General features: G+C 69.2%; 25 protein-coding genes. 13 read left to right on the top strand and 12 right to left on the bottom strand.

Features of this window, described 5'->3' with window-relative positions; genetic code table 11:
• Window positions 1-14: 14 nt before the first annotated feature.
• The 3 genes from cydB to hisC form a co-directional block, all read right to left on the bottom strand.
• Window positions 15-1,016: a cytochrome d ubiquinol oxidase subunit II gene (gene cydB / locus AC1P0E_RS17325; RefSeq protein WP_482743069.1), complete on the bottom strand. Its 1,002-nt coding sequence runs from the start codon at window positions 1,014-1,016 to the stop codon at window positions 15-17.
• A gap of 18 nt (window positions 1,017-1,034) precedes the next feature.
• Window positions 1,035-2,543 carry a cytochrome ubiquinol oxidase subunit I gene (locus AC1P0E_RS17320; RefSeq protein ID WP_482743068.1) on the bottom strand — a complete coding sequence of 503 codons (1,509 nt, stop codon included), beginning with the start codon at window positions 2,541-2,543 and terminating at the stop codon, window positions 1,035-1,037.
• Window positions 2,544-2,806: 263 nt separating this feature from the next.
• Window positions 2,807-3,886 carry a histidinol-phosphate transaminase gene (gene hisC, locus AC1P0E_RS17315; protein ID WP_482743067.1) on the bottom strand — a complete coding sequence of 360 codons (1,080 nt, stop codon included), beginning with the start codon at window positions 3,884-3,886 and terminating at the stop codon, window positions 2,807-2,809.
• A gap of 351 nt (window positions 3,887-4,237) precedes the next feature.
• Here hisC and AC1P0E_RS17310 point away from each other — a divergent pair, with 351 nt between their 5' ends.
• From AC1P0E_RS17310 to AC1P0E_RS17300, 3 genes are all read left to right on the top strand, one after another.
• Window positions 4,238-5,350 (top strand): LacI family DNA-binding transcriptional regulator, encoded by a 1,113-nt coding sequence (locus AC1P0E_RS17310; RefSeq protein WP_482743066.1) that lies wholly within the window; start codon window positions 4,238-4,240, stop codon window positions 5,348-5,350.
• A gap of 161 nt (window positions 5,351-5,511) precedes the next feature.
• Window positions 5,512-6,630 (top strand): metallophosphoesterase, encoded by a 1,119-nt coding sequence (locus tag AC1P0E_RS17305; RefSeq protein ID WP_482745786.1) that lies wholly within the window; start codon window positions 5,512-5,514, stop codon window positions 6,628-6,630.
• Between the two features lie 182 nt (window positions 6,631-6,812).
• Complete coding sequence (locus AC1P0E_RS17300; RefSeq protein ID WP_482743065.1) at window positions 6,813-7,643, top strand: hypothetical protein; 831 nt, start codon at window positions 6,813-6,815, stop codon at window positions 7,641-7,643.
• Between the two features lie 9 nt (window positions 7,644-7,652).
• Here the strand turns inward: AC1P0E_RS17300 and AC1P0E_RS17295 are convergent, their stop codons facing one another.
• Together AC1P0E_RS17295 and thiC are read right to left on the bottom strand one after the other, a co-directional pair.
• Entirely contained in the window at window positions 7,653-8,756 is a 1,104-nt protein-coding gene (locus AC1P0E_RS17295) for an NUDIX hydrolase (RefSeq protein ID WP_482743064.1), read from the bottom strand.
• Window positions 8,757-8,857: 101 nt separating this feature from the next.
• Window positions 8,858-10,633, bottom strand: coding sequence for a phosphomethylpyrimidine synthase ThiC (gene thiC, locus AC1P0E_RS17290; RefSeq protein ID WP_482743063.1), 1,776 nt, complete (start codon window positions 10,631-10,633; stop codon window positions 8,858-8,860).
• Between the two features lie 201 nt (window positions 10,634-10,834).
• On the opposite strand from thiC, the gene AC1P0E_RS17285 reads away from it, so the two are divergent.
• Complete coding sequence (locus AC1P0E_RS17285; RefSeq protein WP_482743062.1) at window positions 10,835-12,184, top strand: YibE/F family protein; 1,350 nt, start codon at window positions 10,835-10,837, stop codon at window positions 12,182-12,184.
• Between the two features lie 18 nt (window positions 12,185-12,202).
• Here AC1P0E_RS17285 and AC1P0E_RS17280 read toward each other — a convergent pair whose 3' ends face one another.
• The 4 genes from AC1P0E_RS17280 to AC1P0E_RS17265 all read right to left on the bottom strand — a co-directional run bounded on the left by AC1P0E_RS17280 (window position 12,203) and on the right by AC1P0E_RS17265 (window position 14,397).
• Window positions 12,203-12,640, bottom strand: a complete 438-nt coding sequence (locus AC1P0E_RS17280) for an SsgA family sporulation/cell division regulator (protein WP_482743061.1) — start codon at window positions 12,638-12,640, stop codon at window positions 12,203-12,205.
• A 101-nt stretch (window positions 12,641-12,741) separates the two neighbouring features.
• The gene (locus tag AC1P0E_RS17275) at window positions 12,742-13,467 is read right to left on the bottom strand and encodes an IclR family transcriptional regulator (protein ID WP_482743060.1); all 726 of its coding nucleotides are present in this window, start codon (window positions 13,465-13,467) and stop codon (window positions 12,742-12,744) included.
• Window positions 13,468-13,709: 242 nt separating this feature from the next.
• Window positions 13,710-13,925, bottom strand: a complete 216-nt coding sequence (locus AC1P0E_RS17270; RefSeq protein ID WP_482745785.1) for a DUF5326 family protein — start codon at window positions 13,923-13,925, stop codon at window positions 13,710-13,712.
• A gap of 154 nt (window positions 13,926-14,079) precedes the next feature.
• The gene (locus tag AC1P0E_RS17265; protein WP_454375329.1) at window positions 14,080-14,397 is read right to left on the bottom strand and encodes a cupin domain-containing protein; all 318 of its coding nucleotides are present in this window, start codon (window positions 14,395-14,397) and stop codon (window positions 14,080-14,082) included.
• A 69-nt stretch (window positions 14,398-14,466) separates the two neighbouring features.
• Here AC1P0E_RS17265 and AC1P0E_RS17260 point away from each other — a divergent pair, with 69 nt between their 5' ends.
• From AC1P0E_RS17260 to AC1P0E_RS17245, 4 genes are all read left to right on the top strand, one after another.
• Window positions 14,467-14,844, top strand: a complete 378-nt coding sequence (locus AC1P0E_RS17260; RefSeq protein ID WP_482743059.1) for a phage holin family protein — start codon at window positions 14,467-14,469, stop codon at window positions 14,842-14,844.
• Between the two features lie 3 nt (window positions 14,845-14,847).
• Window positions 14,848-15,987, top strand: a complete 1,140-nt coding sequence (locus AC1P0E_RS17255; RefSeq protein WP_482743058.1) for a cystathionine gamma-lyase — start codon at window positions 14,848-14,850, stop codon at window positions 15,985-15,987.
• Between the two features lie 206 nt (window positions 15,988-16,193).
• Entirely contained in the window at window positions 16,194-17,090 is an 897-nt protein-coding gene (locus AC1P0E_RS17250) for a LysR family transcriptional regulator (protein WP_482743057.1), read from the top strand.
• Window positions 17,091-17,151: 61 nt separating this feature from the next.
• Window positions 17,152-17,667 carry an NUDIX domain-containing protein gene (locus tag AC1P0E_RS17245; protein WP_482743056.1) on the top strand — a complete coding sequence of 172 codons (516 nt, stop codon included), beginning with the start codon at window positions 17,152-17,154 and terminating at the stop codon, window positions 17,665-17,667.
• Between the two features lie 28 nt (window positions 17,668-17,695).
• On the opposite strand, the gene AC1P0E_RS17240 is transcribed toward AC1P0E_RS17245, so the two are convergent.
• Complete coding sequence (locus AC1P0E_RS17240; RefSeq protein ID WP_482743055.1) at window positions 17,696-19,339, bottom strand: globin domain-containing protein; 1,644 nt, start codon at window positions 19,337-19,339, stop codon at window positions 17,696-17,698.
• Between the two features lie 432 nt (window positions 19,340-19,771).
• Window positions 19,772-20,404 carry an HAD family hydrolase gene (locus AC1P0E_RS17235; RefSeq protein ID WP_482743054.1) on the bottom strand — a complete coding sequence of 211 codons (633 nt, stop codon included), beginning with the start codon at window positions 20,402-20,404 and terminating at the stop codon, window positions 19,772-19,774.
• Window positions 20,405-20,481: 77 nt separating this feature from the next.
• Between AC1P0E_RS17235 and AC1P0E_RS17230 the strand changes: the two genes are divergently transcribed.
• Complete coding sequence (locus AC1P0E_RS17230; RefSeq protein ID WP_482743053.1) at window positions 20,482-21,012, top strand: DUF2269 domain-containing protein; 531 nt, start codon at window positions 20,482-20,484, stop codon at window positions 21,010-21,012.
• Window positions 21,013-21,016: 4 nt separating this feature from the next.
• Window positions 21,017-21,889 carry a GNAT family N-acetyltransferase gene (locus tag AC1P0E_RS17225; RefSeq protein WP_482743052.1) on the top strand — a complete coding sequence of 291 codons (873 nt, stop codon included), beginning with the start codon at window positions 21,017-21,019 and terminating at the stop codon, window positions 21,887-21,889.
• Between the two features lie 74 nt (window positions 21,890-21,963).
• On the opposite strand, the gene AC1P0E_RS17220 is transcribed toward AC1P0E_RS17225, so the two are convergent.
• Complete coding sequence (locus AC1P0E_RS17220; RefSeq protein WP_482743051.1) at window positions 21,964-23,181, bottom strand: MFS transporter; 1,218 nt, start codon at window positions 23,179-23,181, stop codon at window positions 21,964-21,966.
• 136 nt (window positions 23,182-23,317) lie between these two features.
• On the opposite strand from AC1P0E_RS17220, the gene AC1P0E_RS17215 reads away from it, so the two are divergent.
• The 3 genes from AC1P0E_RS17215 to AC1P0E_RS17205 are packed head-to-tail and all read left to right on the top strand — an operon-like array spanning window position 23,318 to window position 24,440.
• Window positions 23,318-23,776 carry a MarR family winged helix-turn-helix transcriptional regulator gene (locus AC1P0E_RS17215; RefSeq protein ID WP_482743050.1) on the top strand — a complete coding sequence of 153 codons (459 nt, stop codon included), beginning with the start codon at window positions 23,318-23,320 and terminating at the stop codon, window positions 23,774-23,776.
• Between the two features lie 26 nt (window positions 23,777-23,802).
• Window positions 23,803-24,255 (top strand): GNAT family N-acetyltransferase, encoded by a 453-nt coding sequence (locus AC1P0E_RS17210; protein ID WP_482743049.1) that lies wholly within the window; start codon window positions 23,803-23,805, stop codon window positions 24,253-24,255.
• A 26-nt stretch (window positions 24,256-24,281) separates the two neighbouring features.
• Window positions 24,282-24,440 (top strand): hypothetical protein, encoded by a 159-nt coding sequence (locus AC1P0E_RS17205; RefSeq protein WP_482743048.1) that lies wholly within the window; start codon window positions 24,282-24,284, stop codon window positions 24,438-24,440.
• Window positions 24,441-24,555: the final 115 nt, after the last annotated feature.

The raw sequence follows: 24,555 nt of genomic DNA, 5'->3' as shown, positions 1-24,555 counted from the left end.
TGAAACATCCCCCACTAGTGCGCATCGGCGATGTGCTGCGTGCCGATCCGCTTACGGAACACCCAGTACGTCCACCCCTGGTACAGCAGCACCACCGGCATCGCGATCCCGGCGCACCAGGTCATGATCTTCAAGGTGTACGGCGTGGAAGACGCGTTGGTGACCGTAAGGCTCCACGCGTCGTTCAGCGAGGACGGCATGACGTTCGGGAAGAGCGTCAGGAAGAGCATCGCGATCGCGGCCACGATGGTCACCCCGGACAGCCCGAACGCCCACCCTTCACGCCCGGCCGCCGTGAACCCGATCGCCGCGACCAGCGCCAGCACCGCGACGGCCATCGCGACGAGGCTCACCGCGTCGCCGTTGTCCGCCTGCGTCCAGCCGAGGAAGACCACGGCCAGCGCCCCGGTGGCGACCCCGAGCTTGAGCGCCAGCTTCCGCGCCCGCTCCCGGATCTCGCCGAGCGTCTTGAGCCCCGCGAAGACCGCGCCGTGGAAGGTGAAGAGCGTCAGTGTGACGAGTCCGCCAAGCAGCGCGTACGGGTTGAGCAGGTCGGCCAGGGTGCCGACGTACTCCATCTCCGCGTCGATCTTCACGCCGCGCACGATGTTGCCGAAGGCCACGCCCCACAGGAACGCCGGCAGCAGCGAGGTCCAGAAGATCGCGTGCTCCCAGTTGGTCTGCCAGCGCTCCTCACTCCGCTTGACCCGGTACTCGAAGGCCACACCCCGCACGATCAGGCAGAGCAGGATCAGCAGCAGCGGCAGGTAGAACCCGGAGAAGAGCGTGGCGTACCACTCGGGGAAGGCGGCGAAGGTGGCACCGGCGGCGCTCAGCAGCCACACCTCGTTGCCGTCCCATACGGGCCCGATGGTGTTGATCAGGACCCGCTTCTCCTTGCGGTCGCGGGCGAGCACCTTCGTCAGGACACCGATCCCGAAGTCGAAGCCCTCCAGGAAGAAGTAGCCGATCCACAGAACGGCGATGAGTACGAACCAGACGTCGTGGAGTTCCATACCTCAGCTCCTCAGTCCTCAGTACGAGAAGGCCATCGGCCGGTCGGCGTCCGCGTGGTCGCCGCCGATCTTGGTGGGCGGGTTGAGGTCGGACTCCGTGAGTTCGGGCGGTCCGGCCTTGACGTACTTCAGGAGGAGCTTGACCTCGATCACGGCGAGGATCGCGTAGAGGAGCGTGAAGACGGTCATCGAGGCGATGACCTCGCCCTGCGAGACGCCGGGGGAGACCGCGTCGCTGGTGCGCAGCACGCCGTACACGACCCAGGGCTGGCGGCCCATCTCGGTGAAGATCCAGCCCCACGAGCTGGCGATCAGCGGAAAGCCCATCGTCCAGAGCGCGACGATCCAGTACCACTTGGCGAACTTCGGCTTGAGCGCCTTGTTCTTGAAGAGCACCAGATTCGGTACTTCGTCGTCGCCGGTCCGCAGCGCCGCCGGCAGCATGAACTTCTTGCGCGTCAGCCACAGCCCGAGCAGGCCGAGCGAGAAGGACGCCATGCCGAAGCCGATCATCCACCGGAAGCCCCAGTACGCGACGGGGATGTTGGGCCGGTAGTCGCCGGGCCCGAACTTCTCCTGCTCGGCCTTGTTGACGTCGTTGATGCCGGGGACGTTCGAGGTGAAGTCGCCGTTGGCGAGGAAGGACAGCAGTCCGGGGATCTCGACGGCGACCGTGTTGTGGCCCTTGTCGACGTCTCCGTACGCGAAGATCGAGAACGGCGCCGGGGCCTCGCCGTCCCACAGCGCCTCGGCGGCGGCCATCTTCATCGGCTGCTGCTTGAACATGACCTTGCCGAGCAGGTCACCGCTGACGGCGGTCATCATTCCGGCGATCACGACGGTGATCAGCCCGAGCCGAAGCGAGGTGCGCATCACCGGGATGTGCTTCCTGCGCGCCAGGTGGAAGGCGGCGATGCCGACCATGAACGCGCCGCCGACGAGGAACGCGGCCGTGATGGTGTGGAAGAACTGGGTGAGCGCGGTGTCCTGGGTGAGGACGCGCCAGAAGTCGGTGAGTTCGGCCCGGCCGCGCTCCTCGTTGATGCGGTAGCCGACCGGGTGCTGCATCCAGGAGTTGGCCGCCAGGATGAAGTAGGCGGACAGGACCGTGCCGATCGAGACCATCCATATGCAGGCCAGGTGGATCTTCTTCGGCAGCTTGTCCCAGCCGAAGATCCACAGCCCGATGAAGGTGGACTCGAAGAAGAAGGCTATGAGGGCCTCGAAGGCCAGCGGCGCACCGAAGACGTCTCCCACGAACCGCGAGTAGTCGGACCAGTTCATGCCGAACTGGAACTCCTGGACGATGCCGGTGACGACACCCATCGCGATGTTGATCAGGAAGAGCTTGCCCCAGAACTTCGTGGCCCTGAGGTACTTCTCCTTCTGCGTACGCACCCAGGCGGTCTCCAGCCCCGCGGTGAGCGCGGCCAGCGAGATCGTCAGGGGGACAAAAAGGAAGTGGTAGACGGTGGTGATGCCGAACTGCCATCGCGCGAGAGTCTCCGGCGCCAGAGCTAGGTCCACGTCGCCTTCTCCTTCGTATCGCATCGGAGCTTGTGGAGCTTGTGAACGCGTTCACATTCACAAGCAACAGTATTGCGCACATGCGTTCTACGACATCCAGCCGGGGGGTACAAACGTGCCCTCGAACGCCTCCGAAAAGGCGCGCGAGGGCACAGGAAAGCAAGGGGGAAGCGGCGATACGGCCACCACAACCAAGGTGGAGCGCACAGAAGGCGCCGAGCGTGTGATTTACAGCTCTTTGTGGCCCTACAGCCCCTGAAGACCTACAGCTCCTTGAAGAACGCCTCCGCGGTGTGCAAGAAGATGTCGTTGGCCTCGTCCTCGCCGATGGTGACCCGCAGTCCCTCGCCCGCGAAAGGCCTGACGACGACGCCGGCCTTCTCGCAGGCCGCCGCGAAGTCGGCCGTACGCTCCCCCAGTCGCATCCAGACGAAGTTCGCCTGCGTGTCCGGCACGGTCCAGCCCTGCTCGACCAGCCCCTCGTACACCCGCTTGCGCTCGCAGACCAGCGAGCCGACCCGCCCGAGCAGCTCGTCCTCGGCCCGCAGCGACGCGACCGCCGCGTCCTGCGCCAGCTGGCTCACGCCGAAGGGCACCGCCGTCTTGCGCAGCGCGGCCGCCACCGGCTCGTGCGCCACGGCGAATCCGACCCGCAGGCCGGCCAGCCCGTACGCCTTGGAGAAGGTACGCAGCACCGCCACGTTCGGGCGGCTGCGGTAGAGCTCGATGCCGTCCGGCACATCCTCGTCGCGTACGAACTCCCGGTACGCCTCGTCCAGCACGACCAGCACGTCGGACGGCACCCGGTCCAGGAAGCGCTCCAGCTCGGCCCTGCGCACCGCCGTGCCGGTCGGGTTGTTGGGGTTGCAGACGAAGATCAGCCGGGTCCGCTCGGTGATCGCGTCGGCCATCGCGTCCAGGTCGTGCACGTCCCCGGCGGTCAGCGGCACCTCCACCGCCGTGGCGCCACTGATCCGCGTAATGATCGGGTACGCCTCGAAGGACCGCCAGGCGTAGATCACCTCGTCGCCGGGACCGGAGGTCGCCTGGAGCAGCGACTGCGCCACCCCGACGGAACCGGTGCCGGTCGCGATGTGCGACACGGGCACCCCGAACCGGTCGGCGAGCTCGTTCATCAGGCCGGTGCAGGCCATGTCCGGGTAACGGTTGAAGTTCCCGGCCGCGGCGATCACGCCTTCCAGCACACCGGGCAGCGGCGGATACGGGTTCTCGTTCGAGGACAGCTTGTACGCCACCGGTCCCCCGGCGGCGGCAGGCTTCCCCGGCTTGTAGGTGGGAATGCCGTCCAGCACCGCGCGCAGCTTGGGGCTCGTCTCGCTCACTCTGGGTCCTCCTCGACCGTACGTACCACCAATACTTCTCACCTTATGAGGATTGGGCTCTCCTGCGAACAGTCAGGCGCACGGAATGAGGGGGAGCGCTCCTGGGTGTGGCGCGCGCCGGTGGCTCACTCCGTGGCGCGCATCCCCCGTGAAGGTGAGTTGAGACCTCTTCGAAACATGGGCCACTTGGCAGGACCGTGCCGGTCGACAAGCGTGACCGACTGGCCGGATTCCCCAACTGCCTTTTAATCAAAGGCTATTGGGGAGGTGCCGCCTTGCAGAAACGTGCCTGTCAACGACTGCATATGCATCCGCCCTAACCGCCCGCCCGAGCCCTACTATCGGCTCGCCATGACAGCAGCAGGGAAGCATCAGGTGAGCCGGACGGAAACCCCCCGGCGGAACACCCGGCCAGGACGAGCGGGCATTCGGGATGTCGCCGCCGCAGCCGGTGTCTCCATCACGACGGTCTCCGACGCGCTCAACGGCAAGGGCCGGCTCCCGGACGCCACCCGCAGCCACGTTCGCGAGGTCGCCGAGAGACTGGGCTACCGGCCCTCCGCGGCCGCCAGAACCCTCCGTACCGGCAAGTCGGGCCTCATCGGCCTGACCGTGACCACATACGGGGATGAACCTTTCACCTTCACCGAATTCGCGTACTTCGCCGAGATGGCGAGGGCGGCGACCTCCGCCGCGCTCGCCCGCGGGTACGCCCTCGTCATCCTCCCCGCCACCTCCCGCCACGACGTCTGGTCGAACGTCGCCCTCGACGGCACCGTCGTCATCGACCCGTCCGACCAGGACGCGGTCGTCACCGAGCTGGTACGCCAGGGCCTTCCCGTCGTCTCCGACGGCCGGCCTGCCGGCACCCTGCCCGTGACCGCCTGGGTCGACAACGACCACGAAGCCGCGGTCCTCGACCTGCTCGACCACCTCGCCGACGCCGGAGCCCGCCGCATCGGGCTGCTCACCGGCAACACCACCGACACCTACACCCGCCTGTCCACCGACGCGTACCTGCGCTGGTGCGAGCGCGTCGGACAGGACCCGGTCTACGAGTCCTACCCGGCCCACGACCCCTGCGCGGGCGCCGTCGCCGCCGACCGGCTGCTCGCCCGCCCGGACCGGCCCGACGCCGTGTACGGACTCTTCGACCCCAACGGCACCGACCTGCTCGCCGCCGCCCGCCGCTACGGACTGCGCGTACCGGAAGACCTGCTGCTCGTCTGCTGCAGCGAATCGACCGTGTACGCCGCCACGGACCCGCCCATCACCACGCTCTCGCTGAAGCCGCGCCGCATCGGCACAGCCGTGGTCCAACTCCTCATCGACGCCATCGAAGGCATCAATACCGACAGTCCTGTCGAACAGGTAATACCGACCGAACTCATCGTCCGGACGTCATCACAGCGCCGGCCACCACGCACCACGGTGAGTCCGCCGCGCTCACCTTCCGGGGACTGACCTCCCCAATTGGGACGAAACCACCGGCGAACCGCTCGCGCACACGGATTCACCACCCCTGGTGCGTCACAGAGCACGAGCCTCATTCCTATGATGGGCGCACGACACCACGGACCCACCACGACCAGGTGGGACTCAAAGGTGTACGGCGGCGCGCGACGGTGGTGGAGGGGTCAATGACTCAGGGGGCCGGTCAGGGACCCGCAGTGCGGACGGCTACGTTGCGGGACTTCCGCGTACCGCCGTACGCACAAGCCCCCAATCCCGCGCACACAGACGCCTACGGCAACGAGTACGGGAGCCCCTACAGGGGCGCCTACGCCGTCGACGAGCAGCCGGAGGGCTACACACCCACCGAGCGCGACCTCCCGGTGATCAGCCGCGGCGGCCCCGGCGACACGCTCCAGGTGGCGGCCCAGCCGGCGCCCGAGCCGCGGGCCGCCGGTGAGGGCCTCGGCCCGCTCTTCGTCGTCGGCGATGTGCACGGCTATCTCGACGAGTTGTACGCCGCCCTCGCCGAGCAGGGGCTCATCGACGCCGAGGGCCACTGGGCGGCGGGCAACGCGCGGCTGTGGTTCCTCGGCGACTTCACCGACCGCGGGCCCGACGGCATCGGTGTCATCGACCTCGTGATGCGGCTGTCCGCCGAGGCCGCGGCGGCCGGCGGCTACTGCAAGGCCCTCATGGGCAACCACGAGCTGCTGCTCATCGGCGCCAAGCGGTTCGGCGACACGCCCGTCAACTCGGGCGCGGGCACGGCCACTTTCCAGGCCGCCTGGCTGCTCAACGGCGGCCAGAAAGCCGACATGGACCGGCTTCAGGACGTACACCTGCAGTGGATGTCCCGCCTCGACGCGGTCGCGCTGGAAGACGCGCATCTGCTGACGCACTCCGACACGACGGCCTACCTCGACTACGGCAGCACCATCGAGGATGTGAACGACACAGTCCACGCCATTCTCACCCGCAACGACGCCGACGAGTGCTGGGACGTCTTCCGCAAGCTCACCAAGCGTTTCGCCTTCCGTGACGAGGGCGGCGCACAGGCGGTGCGCGAGCTCCTCGACGCGTACGGCGGCGAACGCATCGTCCATGGTCACAGCCCCATTCCCTACCTTCTGGGCGAGGTCGGGAATGAGAGCGCGGACGGCGACGACGAGAATTCCGGACCGGTCGTGGAAGGCCCTCATGTGTACGCCGACGGGCTCGCCATCGCCATGGACGGCGGCGTGACCATGGCCGGAAAGCTGCTGGTGGTCCAACTCCCCCTGCATGGCTGAACTTCCGGTGGGAAGGCGCGGCCATATACATACCGCACTTACCACTGGGCCTATTTCCGGAAACCCCCTGTCACCCCGTGCCGTAGGCGCTCTACCATCGGCTTATCCGTAGCAGGCTCTCCTCCGTTTCCGCCCAATTACCCGCCGGCCGCGGGTTGTCCGGCCCTACGGAGCATCGGGGGATGCACATGAACAGCAGCGCTCCGCACCTGCTGGCCGAGGACCGCCCGGAATACGAACGCGTCCTCGACGAGGCACTGCGCACCGCTCATGACCGACCGGAACTGGCCGCTGTCGGGCAGCGGCTGAACGCGACACAGCTGCGCACCGCGGCGATGAACGCCAGTGCGCTCATCGCCGCGGCCGCGGCCGCCGAGTACGACCACTACATAAAGGTCCGCGAGGAAGCCCGCACGCCCGACGCGGCGGCCACCCGCACCGGGTCCGTCCTCGCCATGGGCGACGCCGCCGAGACGACCGGCGCGGGCGCCGTGGCCGTCGTCGCCGTCCTGACGCCCGTACTGGCGGGCACGGCCGCGGCGATCTTCCTGATCGTCGGCTACCTCCTGACGATGCTCACGCCCGAACCCGCCTTCGCCCGTACGCTCCTGACGACAGGCTGGATCTTCGGGGCGCTCACGGCGGCCGGCGGGCTGGTGGCCGCCGTGGGACTGCTGCTGACCGCTCTGCGCAACGGCTCGGCGGCGTTCCCCGACGGACGGGGAGGCGAGCGGACCCAAGAGGTGGAGCGGGCCAGGGATGCCTGGCGCCAGGCCCTGCTGGAGCGGGGCGTCGTACCGTTCCTGCGGGACGCCCTCGCCGAACCCGGTGCGGACCGGCCCGCCCCGGCGCCGCGCAAGCCCGCCGGCCGCATCCCCGACCTGGGGTACTCGCGGCCCGACTACAGCAGCCCGGGCCCGGACGGCGGCACCACACCGGGGCCGCGCCCGAGCTTCTCCAGCCCGGACTTCTCCAGCCCCGACTTCGGCGGCCCGGACCACAAACCGGAGTAGCTCCCGCCCCTACAGCCGCCGGATCACCTGCGCCTCCGCCCGTTCCACCGACGCCCGGCCGTGAACGTGCACCAACGCCAGGTGGAACAGCGCCGGGGCCAGTGGAGCCCACCGGTGGATGCGGTCCGTACGCAGGAGGTACCTGGCCACGTCCGCCGGGCGAAAGGGGACGAATTCCGTCGTCTGGTGCTCCCACCGGTCGGCGACGCCTCTGCTCATGCGGGCCTGGACGCCCTCCCGCGTCAGCGTGCTCAGCCGCGCGTAGAAGTGGGCGCTCCAGTGGCGCCGGTCGACGTCCAGTACGAACGCCAGGAGAGCCAGGGAGTACTCGGGCGGCTCCAGGGAGAGTTCCTCCCGCATACCGCGCCGGGCGACGGCGTACAGGTCGGGCGCGTTGCGGCCGGACGAGTCGATGTGCCGCGACAGCCCCTCGTTCACCGAGGAGTTCCACACCCCGGGCGCCATCCGCACCCGCTCACTGCGTTGGCTGACCACCAGCGTGTCGTCGGCGGTCACCACGGCGACGTTGACGGCGAAGCTGCACTGGAGAAACGCCGGCGCGTCCAGCGGGCGGTCCGGATCGAGGTAGCGGGACCGCGGAGTGCCGCCGTCGGGCAGGCGGCGGTCGAGCTGCTGGGCGGCGAGAAACGTGTGGTAGTCCGTGGGCCGCAGGCGCAGGTGGACCTCCGGATGCTCGTCGAGAGCGGACCGGGAGATGTCGAACGCCTCGACGGCGTAGCGCGGGCCGTTCCACACGGGTGTGCGGCCCCCGGCCCGGAGCCGGCCGCTCTCGGCCTCGATCTCGTCACGCCAGCACGCCATGCCGGCAGGAAGTGATACCTCCTCGTCCAGCACCTGGATGTGAATGGCCTCGCTGCTGATGACCGACTCGCCGTCGCCCTCCACGATCAGGGCGGAGGTGTGGAGCGGCCCCAGGGCGAACGTCGTCCAGGCGCGGCTGGGCCCCCCGCGGGAGCGCATGCTGCGGACCGCGCTCGCCGAGCGTCTGCGAACCCTGTACCACGCGTTCTGCAGGGGCTGCTGAAACAGCGTGGCGAACACCATGCCCAGCACGGCGCCCACCACTCCATTGGCCACGTCGATTCCGCCCATGTGGGGAGCGTAGACGCGAACGATCAAGAGGGGAGCGCCTGTTGCCTGTTCCGTTACCGCCCTGCCGGGTCCCCGCCTTCCGGCAGGGACCCTTGAGCGTCTCAGTCGGCGATCGGGAGGTACACCCGGTTGCCGGCGGCGGCGAACTCCTTCGACTTCTCCGCCATGCCCGCCTCGATCTCGTCCTGCGTGCCGCCGTGCTCACGCCGGATGTCCTGGCTGATCTTCATCGAGCAGAACTTCGGCCCGCACATGGAGCAGAAGTGCGCGGTCTTCGCCGGCTCGGCGGGCAGCGTCTCGTCGTGGAACGCGCGCGCCGTGTCCGGGTCCAGGGCCAGGTTGAACTGGTCCTCCCAGCGGAACTCGAAGCGGGCGTCGGACAGCGCGTCGTCCCACTCCTGCGCCCCCGGGTGCCCCTTGGCGAGATCCGCGGCATGGGCCGCGATCTTGTAGGTGATGACGCCGGTCTTCACGTCGTCACGGTTGGGCAGACCCAGGTGCTCCTTGGGCGTGACGTAGCACAGCATGGCCGTGCCCCACCACGCGATCATCGCCGCCCCGATGCCGGAGGTGATGTGGTCGTACGCCGGGGCCACGTCCGTGGTGAGCGGGCCGAGCGTGTAGAAGGGGGCCTCCTCGCAGATTTCCTGCTGGAGGTCGATGTTCTCCTTGATCTTGTGCATCGGGACGTGACCCGGACCCTCGATCATCGTCTGTACGTTGTGACGCTTGGCGATCGTGTTGAGTTCCCCGAGGGTCTTCAACTCGGCGAACTGCGCCTCGTCGTTGGCGTCCGCGATCGAACCGGGCCGCAGGCCGTCGCCGAGCGAGTACGTCACGTCGTACGCCGCGAGGATGTCGCAGAGCTCCTCGAAGTTCTCGTACAGGAACGACTCCTTGTGATGCGCCAGGCACCACGCGGCCATGATCGATCCGCCGCGCGAGACGATGCCGGTCTTGCGGCGGGCCGTCAGCGGGACGTACGGCAGGCGCACACCGGCGTGGACCGTCATGTAGTCGACGCCCTGCTCGGCCTGCTCGATGACCGTGTCCTTGTAGACCTCCCAGGTCAGGTCCTCCGCGCGACCGTCGACCTTTTCGAGGGCCTGGTAGAGCGGCACGGTGCCGATCGGCACGGGAGCGTTGCGCAGGATCCACTCGCGGGTGGTGTGGATGTTGCGGCCGGTCGACAGGTCCATGACCGTGTCGGCGCCCCACTTGGTCGCCCAGGTCATCTTGTCCACCTCCTCCTCGATGGAGGAAGTGACCGCCGAGTTGCCGATGTTGGCGTTGACCTTCACCAGGAACCGCTTACCGATGATCATCGGCTCGATCTCCGGGTGGTTGACGTTGGCCGGCAGGACCGCCCGGCCCGCCGCGATCTCTTCCCGTACGACCTCGGGCGCGACGTTCTCGCGAATCGCCACGTACTCCATCTCGGGCGTGATGTCCCCGCGACGGGCGTACGCGAGCTGCGTGACCGCCTGACCTTCACGGCCCCGGCGGGGCAGGCGCGGGCGGCCCGGGAAGACCGCGTCGAGGTTCCGAAGGCCCCCGCGCGGCGAGGTGTGCTTGATCCCGTCGTCCTCGGGGCGGACCGGACGGCCCGCGTATTCCTCCGTGTCGCCACGGCCGATGATCCAGTTCTCGCGCAACGGCGCGAGTCCCCGGCGTACGTCCGTCTCGATGGTCGGGTCGGTGTACGGGCCGGACGTGTCGTACAGCGTCACGTCCTTCCCGTTGGTCAGGTGCACCTGCCGGACCGGCACGCGAAGATCCGACCGCGAGCCCTCGGGGCCCGAGACGTATCCCTTGTGCCAGCCCGGCTTGCGGCTGTCCTGGCTGGTGGCAGGCGTGTGTGCGTCCGCTGTGGTCATGAGACCTACTCCCTACGCCGGCATTACCCGGTAACAGGTTCGGCGGTCGACGCAGCGGCTTTCGTACGGTTTTGCGTACGAAGGTCAGCGCCCTCTCAGCCCGGTGCTCCGAGCTCCCGCGTGTGCAAAGGTGCCCCCACGCTAGCGTCCCTTCTGGCGCGCTGAACAGAGGGCCCCCGTCGTTCTTGCGATGATCGGTCGGTGACGTCCCCACAGCCGACCCCTCAGCCCACGCCCGAAACCCACGGCCACACCCACAGCCACGGGCCCGCCGCGCCCGTCTCCAAGCACCTGCGCAAGGTCATCTCGGCGGTGCTGATCCCCTTCGCCACGGCCGTTTTCATCGGCCTCGTCGTGCTCTGGCCGGGCGGCGCGCCCGGCCACGAGCGCACCGGTGTCGGCTTCGACCGGCAGACCGTGGACGGCAAGGTGACGTCCGTGCAGCAGGTCGACTGCAGGGACGTGAACGCCGCCCAGGTGCCCCCGACCGGCGACACGACCACACCGTCGGGCCGCGAGGCCCAGCGGGCCCAGCAGGGCACCTGCGAGAGGGCGACGATCGAGGTCACCTCCGGCAAGGACAAGGGCCGTACCTTCACCGAGATCGTCCAGCCCGACGCGCCCAGGCAGCTGAACGAGGGGCAGGGCGTAGTGGTGGCGTACGCGCCCGACGCGCCCCGCGACCTCCAGTACTCGGTGACCGACGTGGACCGCGGGGTCCCGATGGCCCTGCTCGCCGGGCTCTTCGCGCTCGCGGTCGTCGTCGTCGGGCGGCTGAAGGGCCTGATGGCGCTGATCTCGCTCGCCGTGTCCTTCGCGATCCTGACCCTGTTCATCCTCCCCGCGATCCTCCAGGGTTCGAATCCGCTGATCGTCGCGGTCGTCGGGGCCAGCGCCATCATGCTCATCGCGCTCTACGCATGCCACGGCCTGTCGGCCCGTACGTCCGTCGCCGTCGTCGGCACGCTCATCTCGCTGCTGCTGATCGGGCTGCTCGGCTCGCTCTTCATCGGCTGGGCGTTCCTGAGCGGCAACACGGACGACAACACCGGGCTCATCCACGGCCTCTACCCGGACATCGACATGAGCGGTCTGCTGCTCGCGGGCGTCATCATCGGCTCGCTCGGTGTGCTCGACGACGTGACGGTCACCCAGACGTCGGCGGTCTGGGAACTCCACCAGGCGGACCCCTCGATGGGCCCCCGCGCCCTCTACCGGGCCGGTATCCGCATCGGCCGCGACCACATCGCGTCCGTCGTCAACACGCTCGTCCTGGCGTACGCGGGCGCCGCCCTGCCGTTGCTGCTGCTCTTCTCGATCGCGCAGAGCAGTGTCGGTACGGTCGCCAACAGCGAGCTGGTCGCGGAGGAGATCGTACGCACGCTGGTCGGCTCGATCGGTCTGGTCGCCTCGGTGCCGGTGACGACCGCGCTCGCGGCGCTGGTCGTCTCGGCCGACCGGCCGGGGTCCGACGGGCCCGCTGCGGCTTCGCCCGCGCGCGGTGGCGGCGGCATCGGTGGCGGCGGCAAGGGCCGGCGCCGCAAGCGCTGACCCGCCGCCGCGGCGCGCTCAGCCGGCGTTCTGCTCCTCGGCGAGGATCCGGCTCAGCGCTTCCTCCAGATCCCCGGCCGAGCCCCCGAGGGCATACTCCTGCCCGAGCGGCACAAGCCTGTCCGTACGGTCGAGGAACGCCACCAGCGGCGCGGCGCTCGCCCGGAACAGCGCACGGACCCCGGCGACCTGAAGCCGGATGTGAACATCCAGAAGCTCTTCGGGGCCGGCCGGCCCGATGCGCACATCGCCCTCGCCGCACGGCCGGTTGAGACCGTCGAGAAGCAACTCCCGCCCGAACGCCCACGTGACGGGCTCGTCGCCGGGCAGATGGAACGTCATACGGACCGCGTACGGATCACCGATCGCGTACCGCAGGTCCACCGGAATCCGGAAAGAGAGCTCCTCCGACACAAGGAAGCTCATCATGACCTCTGCCTGAACCGACTCGCCCATTACTTGACCCCGCACTAGTGAAACCGGCCAGGAATGCTCGCCCCTGGCCCTCTTGACGCCATCGTGCTCGAAGTACCGGCGGAGGCACAAGGAGTGATATTTCAGATACTGATAGAGAACGCGAACGAGCTGAGCAGCCCGCCCACCGCGCCGCGCAACTGATCTGCTGCGGGCAGCAACCGCCGTTCCTGATCGGCGGGCAGCGAAATGGCCATCGCGGCCGCGGTCGACCCGACCGTGACCGGAATGGCGGCACACACCGATCCGACCGCGTACTCCTGACGTTCCACGACCGGCCGCATCCGCTCCATCGACCGCAGGCGCTCCAGCAGGGCCCATCGGTCCCGTACCGAATAGCGCGTGAGCGGCTCGACCGGATGACGGGCCAGGTGGTCGCGGCGGGACTTCTCGTCGAGCTGGCTCAGCAGGCACTGGCCCAGCGCGTGGGCGTGCCCGGTGTCACGGAAGTCGGCCCACTCCTCGACGGCGGGGAACGACGGCCCCTGGGCGACCGCCACGAGGTCGATCTCGCCCTCGTGGTAGAGCGCGAAGTACACGGGTACGCCGATCGCGTCCCGCCAGTACTCCAGGGAATCGGTGATCATGCGGCGGCGGTTCTGCCGCGCTCCCGCGCCCGCCAGCCGCCCGGCCGCCTCACCGAGTACGAACACCCCGTGCCGGCGCCGCAGATAGCCCTCGTACGCCAGCGTGCGCAGCAGGTGATAGGCGGTGGGCAGGGGAAGGCCCGCCTCTCTCGCGAGCTGCTTGGCGGGGGCCCCGTCGGCATGGGCTCCCACCGCCTCCAGCAGGCGCAGGGCGCGCTGCACCGAACCGATCAGGGTCGGAGCCGCGGTGGGGTTCGGACTGCGATTCGCAGTGGGATCCTCAGTGGGATTCGGAGCCGGAGCGGCGGCGGTTTGTGCCGTGGCCACAGGACGCACCCCCAGGCGTACTGACGGGCCGTGCGCCCGCCGGAGGCATCAGAGAATCGTCACTCTAACCGCCCAGTCCGTGCGCGCAGAGTGCTTCCCGTACCCGGATCCCCCGGGTGGGCTAACGGCCGTACGGGCTACCAGTCGCCGCGCGAGGACGAGGACGACGCCATGAACTTGCGCACGCCGTAGATCAGTCCGCCGACCAGGGCGACGAAAACGAGCACCTTGAACAGGAGGCCGATCAACATGCCGATGGCGCTCAGGATGACGCCGCCGAACACGGCCAGCGCGATGACGGGCACCGCGATCCACTTCACCCACCACGGCATCCCTGCGAATATCTCCCGCACAGCCATCGCTTTGCCTCTTCTCACTCGCAGCTCGTCTTCCTGAACTCGATGCTAGGGGCGAAGGGGTGGCTCACGGGGGCCCGGGAGCCCTTGAAGACCCCTGATCGGCCCCCTAGGGAACCCCGACTTCCGGGCCCGGACCCGGGGCAGCCCGTCAGCTCTCGGGCGGCGAGAAGACGACCATCACCCGCAGATCCTCGGTGATGTGGTGGAACTTGTGCGGCACGCCGGCCTGTACGTACACCACGCTGCCCCGCCCCACCTGCGTCGTCTCCATGCCGACGGTGATCGACGCGCGCCCGCTGACGACGAAGTACACCTCGTCCTCGCGGTGCGGCTGCTGCGAGTCGGTCTCGCCCGCGTTCAGCGCGTACAGACCGACCGACATGTTCCTTTCCCTCAGGAACTGCAGATACGCGCCGTCGTTGGCGGCGCGCTCCGCCTCCAGCTCGTCCAGTCGGAATGCCTTCATCGTCCGTCCGCCCCTCGCCCTGCCGTGCGCCGGTGTCCGCCACCGATCATGTCTGCCACGATCAGACACATGATGAATTTCCTAGTCAAGACGATCGCCAACGCGGGGGCCCTGCTCGTAGCCATCTGGCTCCTCCACGACATCACACTGACCGGCGACAGCACCGGCAACAAGGCGCTGACGCTGGTCATCGTCGCGCTCCTCTTCGGCCTGGTGAACTTCCTCGTCAAGCCGGTCGTTCAGCTGCTGACCCTGCCGCTCTTCATCCTCACGCTCGGCCTGATCACCCTGGTGATCAACGCGCTGATGCTGCTGCTCACCTCGTGGCTGGCCGACAAGTTCGACCTCAGCTTCCACGTCGAGGGCTTCTGGACGGCCGTACTCGGCGGCCTGATCATCAGCGTCGTCTCGTGGGCACTGAACGTGATCCTGCCGGAGAAGGACTGACGGATGGGCGCCGAGAACAACGCGGTGGGAGACGGCACCAGGGCGGTACGCGCGGGTCTTCCCGAACCTGTCGCGTACGAACCGACGCTCCCGGGGCCGGTCTTCGCCGCGCACTACCACCTGCCCGGCGAGTCGACCGGGCCGTACACCTACGGACGCGACGAGAACCCCACCTGGACCCACCTGGAACGGGCCATCGGCGAGCTGGAGGCACCTCAGGAGACCGGCGTCGAGACCGTCGTCTTCGCCTCCGGCATGGCCGCCGTCTCCGCCGTCCTCCTGTCGCAGACGCGGGCCGGTGACACGGTCGTACTGCCCGACGACGGCTACCAGGCCCTCGCGCTCGTACGCGAACAGCTGGCGGCGTACGACGTGACGGTGCGCACCGCGCCGACCGGCGGCGACGCCCAGCTCGGCGTACTCGACGGGGCGCGGCTGCTGTGGATCGAGACGCCGTCCAACCCCGGCCTCGACGTGTGCGACATCCGCCGGCTCGCGGACGCCGCACACGCCGCCGGAGCGCTGGTCGCCGTCGACAACACCCTCGCCACCCCGCTCGGACAGCGGCCGCTGGAACTCGGCGCGGACTTCTCCGTGGCCAGCGGCACCAAGGGCCTCACCGGCCACGGTGATGTCCTGCTCGGCTACGTGACCTGCCGCGACGCGCGGCTCGCGGCGCGGGTACGGCGCTGGCGCAAGGTCGTCGGGGCCATCCCCGGCCCGATGGAGGCCTGGCTGGCGCACCGCTCACTGGCCACCCTCCAGCTGCGCGCCGACAAGCAGGGGGCGAACGCCCTGGCCCTCGCCGAGGCACTGCGCGAGCACCCGGCCGTGAGCGGGCTGCGCCACCCCGGGCTGCCCGGCGACCCCTCGCACGCGGTCGCGTCGCGCCAGATGCGCCGCTTCGGCTGCGTCGTCTCCTTCACGCTGCCCGACCGCGGGTACGCCGAGCGGTTCCTGGAAGGGCTGCGGCTGGCCGACGACGCGACCAGCTTCGGCGGCGTACGGTCCACCGCCGAGCGGCGCGGGCGATGGGGCGGCGACGCCGTACCGGAGGGCTTCGTCCGCTTCTCCGTCGGCGCCGAGGACGCCCCGGACCTGGTGGCGGATGTGCTGCGGGCGCTCGACGAGGCGGCGCTGTAGAGCACGCCGCAGCACAGTCGTACGTACAACGGACGGTCCGAGCCTCCCCCCTCATGGCTCGGACCGTCCCGGTTCCACGCGCGAAGAACCGCGAAAACAAGGCTAGTTGACTCTGCGTCAGTGTCCAATCACGTTAGCGACAGAGACCTATCGACATATTTATAGTTGTTACCGTCGGCGACACCGCCGGGACGGGAGGCCGCGCCATGGACCTGGCTCTGCTCCGCACGTTCGTCACGGTGCACCGGGCCGGCTCCTTCACCCGCGCCGCCGCGCTCCTCGGACTGTCCCAGCCCGCCGTGACCAGCCAGATACGCACCCTGGAACGGCAATTGGGGCGCCCGCTGTTCCTGCGCCAGGCCCGCGGCGTAACCCCCACCACCGTCGGCGACGAGCTCGCACACCGCGCTGCGCCGCACCTCGACGCGCTCGTCGAGATCACCGAGGCAGGGCTCGACGAGGACTCCGGCGTACGGACCCTGCACCTCGCGGGGCCACCGGAGTTCACCTCCGTACGCGTCCTGCCCGCGCTCTCGCCGCTCATCGCGCAGGGCCTGGCGCTGCGCATCTCCTTCGGCAACGCGCAGGAGACCCTGGAGGGCCTCGCCGCCGGCCACCACGACCTGGCCATCTCCACGGACCGCCCGCGCGGCACCGTCCTCACCGGGACCGCCCTCTGCGACGAGGAGCACGTCCTGGTCGCGGCCCCGCGCTGGGCCGGCAGGATCGGCCCCGGGCTGCTGCGCCGCAAGGGGCCACGGGTACTGGAGCAGCTGCCGGTGGTGGAGGTGCACGAGTCGCTGCCTCTGGTCACCCGCTACTGGACCGCCGTCTTCGACGCGCGGCCGGCCTCGGCGGGCACCGTCGTCGCACCCGACCTGCGCGCGGTGCTGCACGCCACGGCCGCCGGTGCGGGACTCGCCGTACTGCCCCGGTATCTGTGCGAAGAAGCACTGGAGCGAGGTGAGGTCGTGGCTCTCTTCGACCCTCCCGTACCGCCCCTGCGCACCTACTTCCTCGCCGTACGCACCGGCACGCTCACCCTTGCGCACATCGCGCGGGCGCACGAGTGGCTGCTGCGCGCTGCCACCGACTGGTCCTGAGGCGACGTACAACAGCGGTGCGGAGAGTTTCAGAACCGGCGAGGTGGGCCACTGTATTGCCATGACCGGCACCTCATTTCCCGAGGGGACCACCCCCGCACCTCCGAGGCCCGTGGTCAAGCGCACCGCACGCGCCATCCTGCTCGACGGTGACGACCTGATCCTCATCAAGCGCACCAAGCCGGGCGTCGATCCGTACTGGCTCACGCCGGGCGGCGGCGTCGAACCCGAGGACGCCACCGTCGTCGACGCCCTGCACCGCGAAGTCGACGAGGAACTCGGCGCGAAGATCACCGATGTGGTGCCCTGCTTCGTCGACACCGTCGAGCACATCGCGGGCGGCGGGGTGACCGGCGTAAAGGTGCAGCACTTCTTCGTCTGCCGGCTGGAATCCATGGACCCCGCCCTGCGGCACGGCCCCGAAGTCGAGGAACCGTGCGGCGAGTACGAGATCGTACGGGTGCCCTTCAGCCGGATGGGGATCGCGGCGGTGCACCTCGTGCCGCTGTCGCTGCGCCACTACCTGGACGGCAACATCGAGGGCGTACGGGCCATGCACGCCCACGACCTGGGCTGATTCCGCCCGCCACTCAGTCGCCGGCCGCTCAGTCGCCTGCGGCCACCAGCTCTTCGAGGGAGTCGTGGCGGATGCGCTCGCCCGGGATCCCGATGTTCCTGAGGGCGTCGACGCCGCTGCGGATCATGCCGGGCGGTCCGGACAGGTAGGCGTCGTGGGAGTTCCACGGGCCGTACTCCAGCACGGCGTCCGGGAACTGCGTCTTCCCGTCGACCATCGGGTGCACCGAGAGCCACGAGTGGGACTGCTGGAGGCGCAGCATCGTGTCGATGTCGTACAGGTCGTAGTCGGTGCGGGCCCCGTAGAAGACATCGACGGGGCGGCGCTCGCCGTGCTCGGCCACGTCCTCGACGAGCGCCTTGATCGGCGCTATGCCGGTGCCGCCGCCGAGGCAGAGCAGACCGTTGGCGGTGGTGTGGTCGACGGTCATCGAGCCGGCCGGGGGGCCCAGGCGCACGGTGTCGCCGGGGCGGGCGCGGTGGACCAGGGCGTTGGAGACCCAGCCGGCCGGGACCGCCTTGACGTGGAAGGACAGCAGACCGTCGGGGCGGGGGGCCGCGGCGAAGGAGTAGTGCCGCCAGATCCGCGGCCACCACGGGGTCTCCAGGCTCGTGTACTGGCCGGCCAGGAAGGGGTAGGGCTGGTCGGGGCGCAGCGTGATGACCGCTATGTCTGGTGTGCGCAGATCGTGCGAAACGACCTCGGCCTGCCACCAGGCGGGCGCGCGCAGCTCGTTCTCGGCAGCCGCGTCGATCATGATCTGCGAGATCGCGGTGTACGTACGGATCCACGCGGCCTCGGACTCGTCGTCCCAGGTGGACGACGCGTAACGGGCCAGCGCCCCCAGGAGGGCCTCACCGACGGCCGGGTAGTGGGAGGCCTGGGTGCCGTACTTGCGGTGACCGCGCCCCAGATTGCGGAGGTACTCGGTGAGCACCGGCTTGTTGTCGATGTGCTCCGCGGCGGTCAGCAGTGCCTTGAGGAGGCGGTCGCGCTGGGTGTCCATGGCGGCCGGGAAGAGCGCGCGCAGCTCGGGGTGGCGGGTGAAGAGCAGCGCGTAGAAGTACGACGTGACCTTGCCGGCGTCCTCGCCGATGTCGGCGAGGGTGCGGCGTATGAGGGCCGCGTCGCGGGACACGGGGGCGGCGGGGGCCGCGGGGGAGGTGGGGCCGGGGGAGGTGGGGCCGGGGGAGGTGGGGAGCGCGGCGGAGGTGGGGAGCGCGGCGGAGGTGGCGCGCGGCGCTTGCTCCTCAGCCGGCTTGGGCTGGAAGGCGTGCCACTCGGGCGTCTGCGGCTCGGGGGCAGGCCGCTCGGGGGCGTAAGCCTCGGGAGCGGGCGCTTCCGGGGCAGGCGCTTCCGGCACCGGACGCGCGGTGGGAGCCGTCGCCGCTTCCGGCCGGGACTCGGCGCCCGGGTCGCGCCCGGGGCCGGCCGGGGGCTGAGCGGCGGGCTGAGGGGGACGCGAGGCGCCGGTGCCCACCGGGCGTATCGCGGACACCGAGCGGCTGGGACGGTTGGCGCCCGCCCCCGGTATCCGGTCCTGCCCCGGGTCCGAACCCTGGCCGGGCGGCTGCTGGGACCCCTCGCCCGGCTTTATGCGCGGCTTGAACCAGCCGCCGCCGCTCTCGTCGGAAGTGCCGTTGCCGGCCGCCGTGGTGGTCGGAGCGTCCATAGATGTGCCTCGCCTCGAACAGCTTTCGGTCGGTCTCTGCACTTCCGGGACCGGAACGTGCTCGCAATTTCCCCGCTCTGCTTCAGATCTGCGCTGCCTGTGCCGTCGGCGCTGTCTGTATCCCAGCTCTGCCGACAGCCCACACTAATCACGCCACTACCCCTAATTGGTTTGAGCCGGACAAAAGTGTGACATTGCCCGCAGTTCCCGTCGTCGCAGCATGCCAGGCACCACTCGCGCATCGGACAAAGACCTGGAAGTCCGGGCATCCGAACCCGTTTTCTGGTTAGGCTGCTTTGCCCCATGCCTTACGCGGTAAGGGCCTGGGAGCAAACCGGAGTAGACCCTACCGGCGGTAGCGCGCCACACAAGCCCCCTGCTTCGGCCGCACCCCCGCTGCCGGTCCGCGACCGCTCTGCGGCTAATCCCGAATTACCGGCGGGACTGCACCAGTTCGTACGCCTCACGCAGATCACCACCCCGATAGGCAAGCACAGCAAGCTCCGACACATGGTGATCTGCGTTGACTGCCACCGAAAGCGGCACCGCCGCAAAGATCTCCGCGTCCGACATCGAATCCCCGTAAGCGACGCAGTCACTCCGAAGCAGCCCGAATTCTTCACAGAGCCGGTCTGCGATCTTCACTTTCGCGGCCGCGTTCAAGATCCCCGCCCGTTCCACCGGCTCCAGAAAAGGCACCGCCGGCCAGCGGGAACCATGCGCGGCATGCGCGCCCCACACCAGCAGCCGCTCCACGAAGAAGTCCGGCGACAAGGAGATGACGGCGCAGTACTCACCACGCGAGCGGATGTCCGCCCACACCTCCTCAATGCCCGACAACCAGGGCGCCCCCTCGAAGGCCGCCACCACCTGCGCCTCGGTGAGCTGCGCCCACAACTCTCTGGCCCGTACGGCGAACTCGTCGGGCGCCATGCCCCGCAGCAGGAAGTCCCGCTCGAGCTCGGCAATCTCGGCGCTCACCCCCAGCTGACGGGATATCTCGACCGCCGCCGCCGAACCTCGCATCAGCGTTCCGTCGAGATCGAAGAGATGAAGTCTCGTCATGTACGCCGAGGCTAGTACGCGCGGTTACTCCCGCTGTCAGACGCCGGACCCGCCCATCCCACGGCAGCGTGTTTCACGTGAAACCACTCCCTCGCCCCGCACGCCGGGCACTCCTCGTCACACACGTCGCCGCCTCCGTGGGCTGGCTGGGCCTCACCGTCGGGCTGCTCGCTCTCGGCCTCACCGCCTACACGACCGAGTCCGCAGCCATGACGCAGGCCGCCTACACCTCCATGAAGGTCTTCGGCGACTGGCTCGTCGCACCCGTCGCACTGCTGTCGCTGGCCACCGGGCTGGTGCTGTCCCTGGGCACTCCGTGGGGCCTGACCAGGCACCGATGGGTCTGGGTGAAGTTCTGGCTGACACTCATCACGGGAGCGGCGACGATCTTCGCGCTGCGTCCCGGGATCAGCGCGGCCGCGGCCCTGGGCGTACCCGACAGCAGCCTGGTCGCCGCGCCGATCGTTGCATCCAGTGCCTACTTCTTCATGACCGCGATCTCGGTCCTCAAGCCCTGGGGACTCACCCGCCGCGGCCGTCGCCTTCGAGCCGCCTCCTCCTCTTCACGTAAAGCGGTGGACGGAAGATCGGTACGTCAGCCAGCCTGACCCCATGCCGACTTCGCTCGCCGATCTGCCCGTCCGTCGTCTGACCCTGGGCGATCTCACCGCCTGCGCCGATCTCTGCGAAGACAGGGGCTGGCAACGCGAAGAGCACCGATGGGGCCTGCTGCTGGCAGCCGGAACCGGCTACGGCATCGACGCACCGGAAGGAAAAGGCCTCGCCGCCGCAAGCGTCCTCACCGCTTACGGCCCCGCAGCCGCGCACGAACTCGGACTCGCCGCGATCGGCATGGTGCTCGTCGCCGGCCGCCACGCACGGCAGGGTGTCGGCCGCCGCCTGATGCGGCACCTCATCGCGGAGGCCGGGGACACCCCGCTCACCCTGCACGCCACACCCCACGGCCGCCCGCTCTACGAACAGCTCGGCTTCGCCGTGACCGGCAGGGCGGAGATGGTCCTCGGCCACTTCCGCCCGCCCGCTCTCCCCGCCGACGTGCCCACCCGCCGTGCCACCGCCGAAGACCTGCCCGCGATCCTGCGCCTGGACACCGAGGTGTTCGGCCAGGACCGCACCCACATGCTCACGCGGCTGCCCGCCTTCGCCGACCAGATCCGCATCGCCGAGGACCGCAACGGCATCAGCGGATACGCCGCCGCCTGGCCCAACATGCATACCCATGTCGTGGGCCCGCTGATCGCCCGTGACACACAGACCGCCAAGGCACTGATCACCTCACTGGCCGCCGGTACGGACCGGCCCCTGCGCACCGACATCGACGTACGCCACGAGAACCTGCTGGAATGGCTGAAGGCGCACGGCCTGGAGCCGGTCGCCTTCAACGACGTAATGACCTTCGGTATCCCCGACCTCCCCGGCGACTGGACCCGCCGCTTCGCGCCTCTGACGCTCGCGGCCGGCTGACAACGGCTGGGCCGGACCGGCCCCTCCCGCTACCGGCCGAGGGCCTCGATCGGAGGGGGTTGTTCAGGGGGCGTTCAGCGCCGTGCGGCAACAGTGGTTGCAGTAGCCGGCCCGGGGACCGAACCCGCGACGACCCGGCTGCGGGCGTCCGTGCGGTGCTCCAGGGCGCTGGACAGGAACGCGAGGCCAAGAGCCGAAGCGGCGAGAACCGCACCGACCCAGTTGGGAGCGGTGTAGCCGAGGCCTGCCGCGATGACGAGGCCGCCCAGCCAGGCGGCGAGCGCGTTGCCGAGGTTGAACGCGCCGATATTGACAGCGGAGGCCAAGGTCGGCGCACCCGCGGCCTGGTCCAGTACGCGCTTTTGGAGCGGCGGAACGGTCGCGAAGCCCAGCCCGCCGATCAGCACGATCGTCACTGCCGCCGCGACCTGGTGGTGCGCGGTGACGGTGAAGAGCGCCAGGACCACGGCCAGGGCGCCCAGGGACACGTACAGCAACGGCATCAGCGCACGGTCCGCGAACTTGCCGCCGATCAGGTTTCCGCCGACCATGCCGAGACCGAAGAGGACCAGCAGCCATGTGACGGACCCGGCGGAGTAGCCGGCGACGCCCGTCATCATCGGCGCGAGGTAGGTGATCGCGGCGAAGACACCGCCGAAGCCGAGCACGGTCATCGCCATGGCGAGCAGCACCTGCACATTGCGGAAGGCCGCCAGCTCGTGGCGCAGCCGTACGCCCTCGGGCTTGGGTGTCTCCGGTACGAGCCGGGCAACGCCCGCGAGACCCAGCACGCCGAGCGCCGCCACCGCGGCGAAGGTGATCCGCCAGCCGTAGCTCTGGCCGATGAACGTACCGAGCGGGACGCCCACGACGTTGGCGACCGTGAGGCCGGTAAACATCATGGCGATGGCTCCGGCCTTCTTCTCCGGGGCGACCAGGTCGGCCGCGACGATCGACCCGATACCGAAGAACGCGCCGTGCGCGAGGGACGCCACCACACGGCCGGCGAGCATCACGCCGAAGGAGGGGGCGAGCGCCGAGAGCAGATTGCCCGCGATGAACAGCCCCATCAGCAGCATCAGCATGCGCTTGCGGGAGATCCGGGTGCCGAGGACCGACATCAGCGGAGCGCCCAGTACGACACCGAGCGCATAACCGCTGACCAGATAGCCGGCGACGGGAATCGAGACACCGAAGTCGGCGGCGACCTCGGGCAGCAGCCCCATGATCACGAACTCTGTGGTGCCGATACCGAACGCCCCGATGGCCAGGGCGAGGAGGGCGAGTGGCATGGCCAGACCTTCCAAATAGATTGCACATGCACCTTACGGGCGCCGACAATAATTGCAGACGCGGGCTATTGCAAACGCTGGCTATTGCACGCGTCGCCTACCCTGGGCTCAAGCCGCTCCGCAGGAGGAGAGATCCATGACCGCCACAGACCCCGCACTGACCGCGCTCTCGCAGGGCTGGTGCGCCCTCTCCCTGCTCCACGGCAGGATCGACGCCCACATCGAGAAGGCCCTCCAGAGCCGGCACAGCCTGAGCGTGCGCGAGTACTCACTCCTCGATGTCCTCAGCCGCCAGCACAACGGCCCCGGCGGACACCTCCGCATGCAACAGGTCGCCGACGCCGTCGTACTGAGCCAGAGCGCCACCACCCGCCTGGTCACCCGCCTCGAAGACCGCCACCTGCTCAACCGCTACCTCTGCGACACCGACCGGCGCGGCATCTACACCGACGTCACCGAAGCCGGCCAGGCCCTGCTCGCCGAAGCCCGCCCCACCAACGACGCGGCCCTGCGCGAGGCCCTCGACGAAGCCGCGAAGAACGCCGAGCTCGCACCCCTGGTCAGGGCGGTGGAAGAGCTGCGAGTCCCCGCGTAACCCACCCCCTGCGTAACCTGCGCTCCATGAGCGATCTCGAGATACGCCCCGCAGCCCCCGGCGACCTCCCCGCGATCGTCGCCATGCTCGCCGACGACCCCCTGGGCGCCCAGCGCGAATCCCCCGACGACCTCACCCCGTACACCGCGGCCCTCGCCCGCCTCACCGACGACCCGAACCAGCACATGGTCGTCGCCGTACGCGAAGGCCAAGTCGTCGGCACCCTGCAACTCACGGTCGTCCCGGGCCTGTCCCGCCGCGGAACCACCCGCTCGATCATCGAAGGCGTACGCATCCACACCGACGAACGCGGCAGCGGCCTCGGCACCCGGCTCATCGAGTGGGCGATCGACGAATCCCGCCGCCAGAACTGCCAGCTGGTCCAACTGACCTCCGACACCACCCGCACCGACGCCCACCGCTTCTACGAGCGACTCGGCTTCGAAGCCTCCCATGTCGGATTCAAGCTGAGTATCTGAAAACCGTTTCTTTATCCGTTGACTCGTTGCCCCGAGCAAGGGTGCGGACACTGCGCGCCAGCGTCGCGGAACGCACGGAAGCACTCGACAAAGTCAAAGCGGCCGTCCAGAACGCCGTCCACCGCGGCCTGCTGGAAGCGTGGAACAACGGAGTAAAGCTCCAGGTCTTCATCAGCGTTGCTTGAAGCAACTCTGTCGGAGCCAGCCCACAGACAGGGCCCGAAGTCGCAATCCCAACTTGCGGCTTCGGGCCGCTCGCACTCTACCGGCAGCCCACCCCCAGGCCCGGTTCCACGTGAA

This window comes from Streptomyces sp. TRD_SC_5 (assembly GCF_056836825.1).
This window is presented reverse-complemented; position numbering and strand designations above follow the sequence as displayed.